At 66.6% G+C, this 12,752-nt stretch carries 11 protein-coding genes; 3 read left to right on the plus strand and 8 right to left on the minus strand.

Features of this window, described 5'->3' with window-relative positions; genetic code table 11:
- Window positions 1–79 precede the first annotated feature (79 nt).
- From AC1DT7_RS20700 to AC1DT7_RS20710, 3 genes are read right to left on the minus strand one after another with little or no spacing between them, the layout of a single operon-like run.
- Window positions 80–1,255 (minus strand): aspartyl protease family protein, encoded by a 1,176-nt coding sequence (locus tag AC1DT7_RS20700; protein ID WP_478038073.1) that lies wholly within the window; start codon window positions 1,253–1,255, stop codon window positions 80–82.
- 17 nt (window positions 1,256–1,272) lie between these two features.
- On the minus strand, window positions 1,273–2,097 hold the full coding sequence (gene dapD, locus AC1DT7_RS20705; protein WP_478038074.1) for a 2,3,4,5-tetrahydropyridine-2,6-dicarboxylate N-succinyltransferase: 825 nt from the start codon (window positions 2,095–2,097) through the stop codon (window positions 1,273–1,275).
- Window positions 2,097–2,759 (minus strand): pyrimidine 5'-nucleotidase, encoded by a 663-nt coding sequence (locus AC1DT7_RS20710; protein WP_478038075.1) that lies wholly within the window; start codon window positions 2,757–2,759, stop codon window positions 2,097–2,099. Before AC1DT7_RS20710 ends, dapD begins: the two co-directional genes overlap by 1 nt.
- 165 nt (window positions 2,760–2,924) lie before the next feature.
- On the opposite strand from AC1DT7_RS20710, the gene AC1DT7_RS20715 reads away from it, so the two are divergent.
- Window positions 2,925–3,923 carry an LLM class flavin-dependent oxidoreductase gene (locus tag AC1DT7_RS20715; RefSeq protein ID WP_478038094.1) on the plus strand — a complete coding sequence of 333 codons (999 nt, stop codon included), beginning with the start codon at window positions 2,925–2,927 and terminating at the stop codon, window positions 3,921–3,923.
- A 138-nt stretch (window positions 3,924–4,061) separates the two neighbouring features.
- Here the strand turns inward: AC1DT7_RS20715 and AC1DT7_RS20720 are convergent, their stop codons facing one another.
- The 3 genes from AC1DT7_RS20720 to AC1DT7_RS20730 all read right to left on the minus strand — a co-directional run bounded on the left by AC1DT7_RS20720 (window position 4,062) and on the right by AC1DT7_RS20730 (window position 6,518).
- Window positions 4,062–5,369, minus strand: coding sequence for a sensor histidine kinase (locus tag AC1DT7_RS20720; protein WP_478038095.1), 1,308 nt, complete (start codon window positions 5,367–5,369; stop codon window positions 4,062–4,064).
- 143 nt (window positions 5,370–5,512) lie between these two features.
- Window positions 5,513–6,178, minus strand: a complete 666-nt coding sequence (locus tag AC1DT7_RS20725; RefSeq protein ID WP_272625383.1) for a response regulator transcription factor — start codon at window positions 6,176–6,178, stop codon at window positions 5,513–5,515.
- A gap of 34 nt (window positions 6,179–6,212) precedes the next feature.
- Window positions 6,213–6,518 carry a PepSY domain-containing protein gene (locus AC1DT7_RS20730; RefSeq protein ID WP_478038076.1) on the minus strand — a complete coding sequence of 102 codons (306 nt, stop codon included), beginning with the start codon at window positions 6,516–6,518 and terminating at the stop codon, window positions 6,213–6,215.
- 110 nt (window positions 6,519–6,628) lie between these two features.
- Between AC1DT7_RS20730 and AC1DT7_RS20735 the strand changes: the two genes are divergently transcribed.
- Window positions 6,629–8,410 carry an ABC-F family ATP-binding cassette domain-containing protein gene (locus AC1DT7_RS20735; protein WP_478038077.1) on the plus strand — a complete coding sequence of 594 codons (1,782 nt, stop codon included), beginning with the start codon at window positions 6,629–6,631 and terminating at the stop codon, window positions 8,408–8,410.
- 66 nt (window positions 8,411–8,476) lie between these two features.
- Here AC1DT7_RS20735 and AC1DT7_RS20740 read toward each other — a convergent pair whose 3' ends face one another.
- Entirely contained in the window at window positions 8,477–10,423 is a 1,947-nt protein-coding gene (locus tag AC1DT7_RS20740; protein WP_478038078.1) for a lipoxygenase family protein, read from the minus strand.
- A 227-nt stretch (window positions 10,424–10,650) separates the two neighbouring features.
- Here AC1DT7_RS20740 and AC1DT7_RS20745 point away from each other — a divergent pair, with 227 nt between their 5' ends.
- The gene (locus AC1DT7_RS20745) at window positions 10,651–11,799 is read left to right on the plus strand and encodes a diguanylate cyclase domain-containing protein (RefSeq protein ID WP_478038079.1); all 1,149 of its coding nucleotides are present in this window, start codon (window positions 10,651–10,653) and stop codon (window positions 11,797–11,799) included.
- Between the two features lie 132 nt (window positions 11,800–11,931).
- On the opposite strand, the gene AC1DT7_RS20750 is transcribed toward AC1DT7_RS20745, so the two are convergent.
- Window positions 11,932–12,744 carry an ATP-binding protein gene (locus tag AC1DT7_RS20750; protein WP_478038080.1) on the minus strand — a complete coding sequence of 271 codons (813 nt, stop codon included), beginning with the start codon at window positions 12,742–12,744 and terminating at the stop codon, window positions 11,932–11,934.
- Window positions 12,745–12,752: the final 8 nt, after the last annotated feature.

Genomic DNA, 12,752 nt, shown 5'->3' on the forward strand with positions numbered 1-12,752 from the left:
TCCTGAATCGTTTTGGGGCGGATAAGCGGGCTGCGTTACGATGTCGAGACGGTGGAGGCCCAGTATTGGACAGTAATCGTCAGTAATAGCGCTTGAGCGTGAGCGGACGGTGCGCGCCGTCGCAGGTTTCGAGGTCGACGACGTTGCCTTCCGGGCCATTGCGCCAGTCGAGCGCGGTGGGCGAGGCGGGGTCGACCGCATGGCCGCCAACCCGGCACAGCCGGTCGCCGACCTTCCACGCGCCGACCGCGGGCGCGCCGCTGCTGACGTGAAGGACCTTGAACGCGGTGCCGTCCGGCACGAGCGTGAGCCCGGCCCGGTCGATCCTGCGGGCGGGCGGCACGGCGAGCGGGCGGAGCCAGAGCGTGTTGGCGCCGATGTCGAGCACTACGTCATAGCGCTCCAGCGTCGCGGTGCCGAGCAGCCCGTCGACCTGGCCGGCAAAGGTGCTCGGCTGGCTGCGCACATCGACGTCGAGATCATGCTCCTTGAAGCTGCCGAGCATCAGATCGGGCAGCCGCGCCTGGACGACCGGCTGGAGCGCGCCGTTCGCGCCGGCGCCGACATCGTCGCTGAGGCGCACATCGGCCGGCCTCACCTTCGCCCAGGCATCGGGCGACAGCGAGACATCGCCGTTGAACCCGAGATCGACTTCGAGCCTGAGCGGCTTGCCGTCGGTCTGCACCGTCGCGACGGCGGCGAATTTCGCGCGCTTCAGCGGGATGGCGGTGAGGCCGGTCGGCGTCATGCCGGAGCGGCCGAAGCGGAACAGGCGGCGCCGGAAATCGATGCCGAGCGCGAGCTTGCGCATCACGTCGCCGCCCAGCACCATGTCGAGCCTGCGCCCGAGCAGCTTCGAGAAGGGCGCCAGGTCGGCGGACAGCATCTGGTTGGTGCTGCGGAACTGGCCGGGAATGTCGAGATCGACGCCGCGCACCATCGTCGCCGCGACATTGCCGGAGGTTCCCGCCATGTTGACTGCGTCGCCCGGCGGCAGGCCCAGCGACTTGACCAGCGCGGAATCGATCGTGCTGAAATCGGCGCCGTTGTCGAGCAGCACGGTGACCGGCCGGCCCGCGACGGACGCCTCGAACAGGATCTTGCCACGGAACAGCGTGAACGGAACCGGGCGCCCCTTCGTCGCCGCCACCGGGGTTTTGGGCGCGATTTTGGACGGGGCGGCAGGGCCGGTACCGGACTGTCCGGCACCGGTCAGCAGCGCGAGACACAGGATCGATGCGATGGCCCTGATCATCACGCTTTCCCTCCGGCTCAGTCGCGCAGCAACTCGTTGATGCTGGTTTTGGACCGTGTCTGTTCGTCGACACGCTTGACGATCACTGCGCAATAGAGCGCCGGCTTGCCGTCTCCACCGCCGATGCTGCCGGGCACGACCACGGCGTAAGGCGGCACCGCGCCGCGGAAGACCTCGCCGGTCGCCCGGTCGATGATCTTGGTCGAGGCGCCGAGATAGACGCCCATCGACAGCACCGCGCCTTCGCCGACACGCACGCCCTCGGCGACCTCGGCACGGGCACCGATGAACGCGCCATCGCCGATGATCACCGGATCGGCCTGGAGCGGTTCCAGCACGCCGCCGATGCCGGCGCCGCCCGAAAGATGGACGTTCTTGCCGATCTGAGCGCAGCTGCCGACCGTGGCCCAGGCATCGACCATCGTGCCCTCGCCGACATAGGCGCCGATATTGACGAAGCTCGGCATCAGGATCGCACCCCTGGCGATGAAGGCGCCGCGGCGCGCGACAGCACCGGGGACGACGCGGATGCCGGCTGCGCGGAACTCGGCCTCGCCCCAGCCGGCGAATTTCGACGGCACCTTGTCGAACGCGGGGGAGCCGGCGGAGCCGCCATCGATCAGCGCGTTGTCGTTGAGGCGGAAGGACAGGAGCACGGCTTTCTTGAGCCACTGGTTGACGCGCCAGCCGCCATTGCCGTCGGGCTCGGCAACGCGTGCCGCGCCGGAATCGAGCATGCCGAGCGCCGTCTCGACCGCGTCACGCACGGCGCCGGTGGTGCCGGTGTTGATCCCGTCGCGCGCGTCCCATGCCGCTTCGATACTGCCCTGCAAGTCGCTCATCATGCCTCCAATATGCTTTCCAGCCAGTGCCGGATATCGTGTGTCGTGAAATCGATATAGCTCCGGTCCATGTCGGCCGTCTGCTCGGAGCCGTTGTCGATCCACACCGTGGTCATGCCGATCGCCTTGGCCGGCTTCAGGTTGCGGGCCATGTCCTCGACGAACAGGCTCTCCGCCGGGTCGATGCCGAAGGCGGCGCACAGGCCGGCATAGGCCGATTCCTGCGGCTTGGGCTTCATGTCCATCGCATGGATGTCGTGCACCGCCTCGAACGTCGCGCCGAGGCCGAGCCGGTCGAGCACGCGGCCGGCATAGGGTGTGTCGGCATTGGTGAAGACGATCTTGCGCCCCGGCAGCTTCGCGATGGCGGCGGCGAGGGGCAGATTTTCCTCGATCACGTCCATCTCGATATCATGGACGAAGTCGAGAAACTGGTGGGGGTCGACCTGATGCTCGGCCATCAGCCCGGCGAGCGTCGTGCCGTGCCCGTGGAAATAACCCTTCTGGATACGCCGCGCCTCGACCAGGTCGCAGCCGAAACGATCGGCGATATAGGCGCCCATGTTGCGGTCGATCTGGTCGAACAACCGCGCGCTCGCCGGATACAGCGTGTTGTCCAGATCGAAGATCCAGTTGCGGATTGGGGCAAGGCGCGCGAGCATGGCGCCGAGGCTCTAGGGTCCATCCACGATCCCCGCAATGGCGGTGATCGGCTCCGCCCGTCGTGTCCCGACAGAAGGATAATGCGGCGGGACGAAAGCATTGCTTGTCACTACCTGATACCGAAGGGCTTTCGCCCGCGGCGGGCGCTTCCCATGTTCCCCATCATGACAGCTTATTCCCTGCTCGACCTCGTTCCCGTCACCGAAGGCGGCAGCGTTTCCCTGTCCCTCGCCAATGCCGCCGACCTCGCCCGGCATGCGGAGAGCCTCGGTTTCAGCCGCTATTGGGTGGCGGAGCATCATGGCATGACCGGCATCGCCAGCGCCGCGACGGCGGTGGTGATCGCCCATGTCGCGGCGGCGACCGAGGCCATCCGGGTCGGGGCGGGGGGCATCATGCTGCCCAATCACGCGCCACTGGTGATCGCCGAGCAATTCGGCACGCTCGACGCCCTGTTCCCGGGGCGGATCGACCTGGGACTCGGCCGGGCGCCGGGATCGGACCAGATCGTCGCGCGGGCGTTGCGCCGGACGTTGGAGAGCGACGCCAATGCCTTTCCGCGCGACGTGGTCGAGCTGCAGAGCTATTTCGCCGATGACGGCCAGACCGGCATCCGCGCGACGCCGGGTGCGGGCGCCGATGTCGCCTTGTGGATCCTGGGGTCGAGCACCTTCGGCGCGCAGCTCGCGGCGATGCTTGGCCTGCCCTATGCCTTCGCTTCGCATTTCGCGCCCGATGCGCTGGACCAGGCGATCGCGATCTATCGGCGCGATTTCCGGCCGTCGAAGGCCCTGGCCAGGCCGCATCTGATGGCCGGATTCAACGTCTTCGCCGCCGACACCGATGAAGATGCGGAGTTGCTGGCGAGTTCGCAGCAACAGGCGTTCGTCGCCCTGCGCACCGGCAATCCGGGCAAGCTGAAGCCGCCGGTACCGGGTTATCGCGAGACGCTTGGGCCGCAGGGCGAGCGGATTCTCGATCATGTGCTGCAATGCTCCGCGGTGGGCAGCCCCGAGACGGTCGCGCGCGGGATCGCGGCGTTCGTGAAACGCACGGGTGTGGACGAGCTCATGGTCGCGAGTTCGATCTACGACCATGACGCCCGCAAGCGGAGCCTGACGATCACCGCCGAGGTGATGCGGGAGCTGAACGTAGCGGCGTAAAATTTCCTCCCCGGCACGGGGGAAGGAGACCACGAAGTGGTGGAGGTGCTTGGAGCGCGGGGCAGATGTTCCGCGCTCCAAGCCCCTCCACCACCCGCTGAAGAAGCGGGCGGTCCCCCTCCCCGTGCCGGGGAGGATTTAATTGGCGGCCGGCAGCCTGAGCCTGACCATCAACCCGCCAAGGTCCTCGCTCTCCTCGAGCGAGACCGTGCCCTCATAGATCTCCGCAACATCGCGCACGATGGCCAGCCCGAGGCCGGTGCCCGGCTTGCCCGTATCGAGCCGCACGCCACGATCGAAGATCCGGATTCTTTCTTCTTCCGGAATGCCGATGCCGTCATCCTCGATCAGGAATTCGACGAACCCGGCCTGCGCGCCCACGGTGACGAACACGCTGCCACCGCCATATTTCGCGGCATTTTCGATCAGGTTGCCGAGCATCTCGTCCAGATCCTGGCGCTCGACATGGACCTGCAGGTTCTTCGGGCCCGTCACGTCGATCCGGACATGGCGGTAGAGCCGGGCGACCGCGCGCTCGACCGATTCGAGACTCGGCCATACATCGGCGCGGCTGTGCGCCGATCCGCGGCGCCCGACGGCGCGGGCGCGGGCAAGGTGGTGGTCGACCTGGCGGCGCATCGTCCGTGCCTCGCGCACCACCGTCTCGCCGAGGTCGTCGGCCTGCGCCGTCGCCGCGTTCATGATGACCGTCAGCGGCGTCTTGAGCGCATGGGCCAGGTTGCCGGCATGGCGGCGCGCTTCCTCCGCCTGCTTTTCGTTATGCTCGATCAGCGCGTTGAGTTCCTCGACCAGCGGCGCGACCTCATTGGGCATGGCGCGTTCGACCTGGCGCGACTTGCCGGCGCGCATCCTGGCGATCTCCTCGCGCACGCGGCGCAGCGGCCAGAGGCCGTAAAAGGTCTGGAGCGCGGCCATCACGATCAGGCCGAGCGCGAGCAGCAGGAAGCTGCGCACCAGCGTCTTGCGCAGTACGCCGATCTGCGCGTCGAGCCCGTCGCGGCTTTGCGCCACCTGGAATCGCCAGCGCACCGGCGACCCGGGCAGCTTCACGTCGCGTTCGAGGATGCGCAGCTTCTCGTCGCCGAATTGCGGGCTGTCATAGGCGTGCACGACCATGTCCGAATGGTTGCTGCCGAACGCCATGCGCCGGTCCCACAGGGATCGCGACGGGAAGGGCTCGCGACCCTTGGCGCTGACCTGCCAATAGAGACCCGAATAGGGTTCGAGGAAGCGCTGGTCGGCCGGCTCGCGGTTGAACACCACCTCGCCCTCGGGCCCGATCTCCGACGAGACGATCAGTGCGGTCAGCACATATTCGAGCTGGTCGTCGAAATTGCGCGTGACGGCGGCAGCGAGCACCCGGTCGAGCGCAAAGCCGCCGCCGGTGAGCAGCAGCAGAATCCACCCGGCCGCGATCAAGATCATCCGCCGGCTGAGCGAGCCGGTGGTCTTCTGCTTCGCATAGACGGTCGGGGCCGGGCGATTCTCTTCGGCCGGTTTCGATGGCGTGACGAGTTGGGCCGCGGTCGCAGCCTCGCCGTCAGCCATGGGACGTCACGGGGACGGGATCACGCATCCGGATCTTCGAGGCTGTAGCCGAGCCCCCGGATGGTGGTGATGACGTCCTGGCCCAGCTTCTTCCGGATGCGCGTGACGAACACCTCGATCGTGTTCGAATCGCGGTCGAAATCCTGGTCGTAGATATGCTCGATCAGTTCGGTGCGGCTGACCACCTTGCCCTTGTGATGAAGCAGGTAGCTGAGCAGCTTATATTCCTGCGCGGTCAGCTTGACCGGCTCGCCGGCCAAAGTGACCTTGCCCGACCGGGTGTCGAGGCGGACATCGCCCGCAGTCAGTTCCGACGAGGCATTGCCCGAGGCCCGGCGGATCAGCGCGCGAAGGCGGGCGATCAGCTCCTCGGACTGGAACGGCTTGGCGACATAATCGTCCGCACCGGCGTCGAGGCCGGCGACCTTGTCCGACCAGCTGTCGCGCGCCGTCAGCACCAGGACGGGCGCGGTGCGGCCTTCCTTGCGCCAGCGGTCGAGCACGGTCAGCCCGTCGATCTCGGGCAGGCCGAGGTCGAGCACGATCGCATCGTAATTCTCGGTGGAACCGAGGAAATGGCCTTCCTCGCCGTCGGTGGCGAGATCGATGGCATAGCCGGCGCCTTCCAGTGTGTTCTTCAGCTGCTGGCCCAGGCTGGGCTCGTCCTCGACGATCAGTACGCGCATAGGATTACCCTTTCAGACGGCGCCGTAGTGGCGCTCAATTTCCGTCCTGGCCGATGACTTTGCCGGACCGGCCATCGACATAGACCCAGATGACAGTTCCCTTACGCACGAACTTGAGCGTGTAAATACTGGTGCTGCTGTCGAGCTCGACACCGAGATATTGCGAGCCGGTCATACGCGGCAGGACACGTGCCTCGATCTCGCGCAGGGGCATGATGCGGCCCTGGCGCAGCTGATCGAACGCTTCCTGCTGGTCGCGCCGCTGGACGGGCTCCGCGGGGGCGGAAGCCGGGCCAAGCGCAACAAGGGCGGATAACGCAAGCGGTACGAGCATCTTCATTGCGTCTCGCATAGGCAGCCGGGCTTGAACAGCCTGTGAATGCTTCCGTCAGGCGTCGCTCATTCAGGCGCAACTTGCCGGGTCCCGCGCGCGGCCCTAACGGAGCCCGCATGGCAGCTCCAATCCTCGCATATGAAAATCTCGGCATCATCCAGGGATCGGGGTGGCTGTTCCGCGGCCTCGACATCCATGTCCAGCCGCGCGACCGGCTGGCGCTGATCGGGCGCAACGGCGCAGGCAAGACGACCCTGCTCAAGCTGATCGCCGGGAAGATCGAGGCCGACGAGGGCCGGCGGACGATCGTACCGGGCACGCGCGTGATCCTGCTGGAGCAGGAACCTGACCTGCGCAATTTCGAGACGCTGCTGGATTACGTCCTGTCGGGCGACGACGCGCCGACGCGGCACGAGGCGGAGGCGATCGCCGACCAGCTCGGCATCGACCTGTCGCGCGAAGCCGGCAGCGCCTCGGGCGGCGAGCGGCGTCGCGCCGCGATCGTGCGTGCGCTGGCGCAGGACCCCGATGTCCTGTTGCTCGACGAACCGACCAACCATCTCGACATCGTCGCGATCGACTGGCTCGAGGACTGGCTGTCGCGCTTCCGCGGCGCGTTCATCGTGATCAGCCATGACCGCACTTTCCTGACCCGGCTGACCAAGCAGACGCTGTGGCTCGACCGCGGCACGGTGCGGCGCGCCGAGATCGGTTTTGGCGGGTTCGAGGCGTGGACCGAGACCGTCTTTGCCGAGGAGCAGCGCAATGCCGAGCGGCTCGATGCCAAGCTGAAGATCGAGGAGCATTGGCTGCTGCGCGGGGTCACCGGCCGGCGCAAGCGCAACCAGGGGCGGCTCGCCAAGCTGAAGGACATGCGCGCCGAGCGTGCGTCTATGATGGGGCCGCCGGGCACCGCGAACCTGACGATCGGCACGGACGATGCACGGTCCAAGGTGGTGATCGACGTGAAGGGCGTGTCCAAGAGCTTCGGCGACCGGACGATCATTCGGGACCTGACCCTGCGCGTCACGCGCGGCGACCGGATCGGTATCGTCGGCGCGAACGGCGCGGGCAAATCGACCCTGCTCAAGCTGCTGACTGGCGAGATTCCGCCGGACGAGGGGCATATCCGCTTCGCCAAGACGCTGGATGCGATCGTCATCGACCAGCAGCGGAGCCTGATGGCGCCCGACAAGACGGTGCGCGAAGTGCTCGCCGATGGCGGCGACTGGATCGAGGTCCAGGGCGTGAAGAAGCACATCATCGGCTATCTCAAGGAGTTCCTGTTCGAGCCCGGGCTGGTCGATGCGATGATCGGCACGCTCTCGGGCGGCGAGCGATCGAGGCTGTTGCTCGCGCGCGAGTTCGCCCGGCCGTCGAACCTGCTGGTGCTGGACGAGCCGACCAACGATCTCGACCTGGAGACGCTCGACCTGTTGCAGGAAGTGATCGGCGATTATGACGGTACCGTCCTGATCGTCAGCCATGACCGCGACTTCCTCGATCGCACGGTGACTATAACGCTCGGGCTCGACGGGTCGGGCACGGTCGATGTCGTCGCCGGCGGTTATGAGGATTGGGAAAAGCGCCGCAAGCTCCGCGTTTCGGGCGGCAAGCGCCCCAATCCGCGCAAGGCGGAGCCGACCGCCCCGCCAGCGCCCAAGGTGAAGCTGACCTACAAGGACCAGCGCGACTATGATTTGCTGCCCAAGCGGATCGAGGAACTCGACAAGGCCATCGCGCGTGATGTGGAAGCATTGGCCGATCCCGATCTCTACACAAGGGATCCGACTGCGTTCGACCGGCTGATGAAAGCGATCGACAAGGCTCGGGAGGAAAAGGATGCCGCCGAGCTGCGCTGGCTGGAGCTGGCGGAGACGGTCGAGGGATTGGGCTGAAGCGCACTCTGTCCCGGGGCTCTGTGTCGTCGCGCGCTCATGCGCGACGACACAGAGCCGCAGGGTTCAGATGTTGACGCTGGTCGGGATCAGGCTCGGCTGAAGATAGGGATAGGGATATTGGCGCTCGGCATTGCGGGCGACGATACGCTCGTCGACCCCGCGCAACGTCGCCTGGAAACGCGCCAGCGGCCCGTCGTTGCCGATGATCGCCGGATCGCGGAACCATTCGAGATAGGGGAAGTCGTTGCTGCGATAGTCGCCGAGCGGGCGATAATGCACCGAGCCGAGCAGGTAGAGCACGTTGAGCTGCTCCAGCGCCAGCGACAGCGGTGGCATGTAGCCGAGCCATTCGGCCTTGTCGTGCCCGGCCTGGCCCGTCGGCGCTGCCGCCCATCCAGCGCCGGTGACGGCGGGGGAGAAGGCCATGATATCCTTTTGCGGAAAATTCACCGCGGCATGCTGCGCGCTCGCAGTGAACAGGATCATGGCGCACACCTCGGCAAGCTGCGCCCGCGTGACGATCGGCTTGAACCCCTTGAGCTTGCCGTCGGAGGCGAGCGTGGCAACCCAGGCGGCCAGCTCGGTGTCGCCGGTGACGGCTGCATCATCGGCATAATAGATGTCGATATATTGCGTCGTCCATTCATGGATCGCCTGCCACACGAGCAGCGCGTCGTCGCGATAGGGATAGTCGGGCAGCGCCTCGACGTCCGCCACGTTTCTCGCGGCGAGATCATGGTGCAGCATCTTGCCGTAGAAATCGAACGCAAGCCGGTCTTTCGCCGCCGCGAGCTGGCTCGAGGTGATGGTGCCGGCAAAGATATGGTCGATCGGCCCGTTGGCGGCGATCAGCGAGGTTGCCGCCTGGTAGTTGATGAACAGCGACCCCTCGAAATGCGGCACCAGCAGCGCCCAGAGCGGGTGGATATCGGCCAGTTCGCGGTGGGTCGCGACCGCGCAGGCCTCCATCACCAGATGGGTGCGCGCCAGATGCACGAACAGCTCGTGATAATTGCCGTCGGCGATCTGCACGACCGTCTTGGCGATCTCCCAGCCCCAGGCTTCGGACGCGACCACCGTCGGGGTGAAGATCGGATGCTCCTCGCTATCCTGGCCGCACTGGATCGCGACCGGTTTCAGTGCCGATCCGCCCGGCGGCACGGCGAACAAGGCGAGCGGCTGCCAGACATATTTGGCCAGCCCGTCCCAGACGCCGGGCACCAGCACGGCAAGCTCGGCATAGTCGATCAGGTAGACGCGCCCATCGGCCAGCGCCCGGTCGAGCGAATCGCCATGCCCGATCGCCGCCGCATATTGTTTCGCGGTGACCGGGAAATTGTCGGGCAAGGCGCTGATGCCCTTGATCAGCATCGCATTCGGCCCCGCCACGCGCAGCCGTGCGAACTGGTCGTCCTCCTGGAAGATATAGGCGAAACCCGGCACCGGGATCGTGTCGAACAGCGCGCGATAGGCATCGAGCGATATTGCCCGTCCGCCATCCAGTCCGGCCCTCTCGTCGTCGCTGAGCGCGGCGATGTCGCGCAGCTCGGCGGCATGGCTCTTCAGCAGGGCGATATGGGCATCATGCTCGGCATCCTCGACCACCGTCGCGATATCGGCCGCGGCGCGCGACAGGACCGACGTGCCCGTCTGCACGGCATGGTGCCTGGCGATGCGCGTGGCGGACGCCTCGATCAGGTCGCAGCGTCCCTGGGCGCCGATCAGGGTCGACGGCAGCGTGTCGAGATGCCCTTGATCGAGGCCGGACAATTTCACCGCAATCACGTTGCGGGCAATCTTCAGGCCGACGCCGATCAGGATCAGGAACCAGGGAATAGTCGGCTCGTCACTGGCGGGGACGGTCGCGGCCAGCGGCACGCCGGGCAGAGTCGGCATGTCGGTCGTCCAGACATAGCTTTTGCAGGCCGCCGCGATCTGCGCCTCGCGTGCGGTCTGCTGTGCCGTGGTGTCGTTCTGAGGAAGGCTGGGATGGATGGCCGCACGCGTCATCGACTGCTCCTGATGGTCGTTCGTTTCGGGCGTGGTGCTATGCGAGCATGGTTAACAAAGACGCTTGGGCGAGCCCGGAACTGGGACCGGATTCGGATCTATCTCTCCGTGCCGACGCGGCCGAACGATCTTGTGCGCAGGGGCACAGGCGGAATGGGCGGGTCGGGAAGAACATGGTTCAGGAAAAGGGTAACTGACGGTTTACCTCGTGCTGCTAATCCCGCGCCATGAGAGCAACGATCCACGCCCTTTGGGATAACGCCTTTCCGCCGGTCCCGGAGGCGATCCAGGACGATTTCACCCTGCTTCGCGCCGCGCGGCTGCAGAGCCAGATTCCGCTGCTCTATCTCACCCTGTTCCTCACCATCCCGACCGCGATCTACGGGTCGAGCGAGGGCGCGTCGCCGATCGTCAGGTTCGGTATCCCGATCTTCATGGCAACTGCCTGCCTGCTGCGCTTCTTTGCCTGGATGAAGAAGCGCGCCATCGTGCTGGATGTCGATCGGGCGGCGAAGATGATCAAGGCGGCGACCTGGGTGTCCGGTTCGCTTGGCGTGCTGTGCAGCACCTGGTGCGTGATGAGTTGGTTCAGCGCGCCACCTGCGATGCGGATCTATTATCCGATGATCATGGCGATGGGCTCGCTCGCCACCGCCTATTGCCTGTCGACCATCCGCGTGGCGACGATCATCAACCTGGCGATCGGCCTGTTGCCGATCACCGTCCTGCTGCTTTTCACCGGCAACCGGATGGACCTGGCGGCCGGCACGAGCCTGGCCGTCGCCAGCGCCTTCCTGCTCCGCATGATCGCGCAGCAGCATGTCCAGCTGGTCGACCTGCTGATGCTCCAGCGGAAGATGCGCGACCTGGCGAATACCGATCCGCTGACCGGCCTGCTCAACCGCCGCGCGCTCGATGCGCGGCTGCAGCAGGAGATCGCGGCAGCCGGGCCGGAGACATGCTTTTCGGTCGCGCTGATCGATCTCGACGGCTTCAAGCCCGTCAATGATTGCCACGGCCACGCGGCCGGCGACGTGCTGCTGTGCGAGGTGGGGCAAAGGCTGCGCGACGCCGGTGGCGATCACGCGGTGGTGGCCCGTCTCGGCGGTGACGAATTCGCGATCCTGGTGCCCTGCGAATCCGCCATCGCGACCCATGCCATCGCCGGGCACATGCTTTCCGCCCTGGTGCCGCCGCACCGGATATTTGGCCACGACATCCGTGTCGGCGCCAGCATCGGCGTGGCCACCTGGCCGGCCGATGGCCGGAGCGCGGACGCCCTGTTCGATACCGCCGATCGTGCACTCTACGCCGCCAAGGCCGACAGCAAGCACCCGCGCCGCATGGAGAATCCGGGGCGACCCGTCGCGGTGTGAGCCTTCAGGCCGTCAGCGTCATCACCACGCGTGTGCCGGTATCGTCGCTTTCGGTCGCGAGCGTGCCGGCGGCCTGACTGGCAAAGGCTTCAAGTCAAACCGTGTTCTCGGAAAGATGAGCCAGGTCTGCGACTATGTGAGGGAGTGCCCGTTCCTGCCCGCCAGATCGACGATATAGTKCCAGGCGACCCGCCCCGAACGGCTGCCGCGCCGCGTGGCCCAGCCGACCGCATCGACCGGATCGAAGGGCAGGCCATAGGCATCGGCATAGCCCTTCACGATCGCGATATAGGCATCCTGGTCGATCACATGGAAGCCGAGGCTGAGCCCGAACCGGTCGGCCAGCGCAAGCTGATCGTCGACCGCGTCGCGCGGATTGATCGCGCTTTCCTGCTCGGCGATGTCGCGTGGGATGAGGTGGCGGCGGTTGGAGGTGACGATCAGCCGGGCATTGGCCGGGCGCGCCTCGGCGCCGCCCTGAAGCATCGACCGCAGCGCGCGGGCATCGCCGGCCGCGTCGAAGCCGAGATCGTCGATGAACAGCACGAAGGCGCGCGGCAGCGCGGCGATCGCGGCGAACAGTGCGGGCAGGGTCTCGAGCCGGGTCGTCACGACCTCGATCAGGGCGAGATTGCCGCCCGATGCCTGGATATGCGCGACCGCGCTCTTCACCAGCGCCGACTTGCCGGTACCGCGCGCGCCCCACAGCAGCGCGTCATGCGCGGCGGCACCCCTGGCCAGCCGTTCGAGATTGTCGACCAGCGCCGTCTTCTGCAGATCGATATTCTGGAGCTGATCGAGCGGCAGCCCGGCAAAGTCGCGCGCCGCGGTCAGCGTGTCGCCGCGCCAGACATAGGCCGGATGCGCGAGCGGGTCGGCCGCCGGCGGGGCGGGCGGGGCCAGTCGTTCGAGGGCGTCGGCGATGCGGGTAAGGGCGTCGGTCATGCTTGGCC

This window comes from Sphingomonas sp. P3_C6 (genome assembly GCF_056402595.1).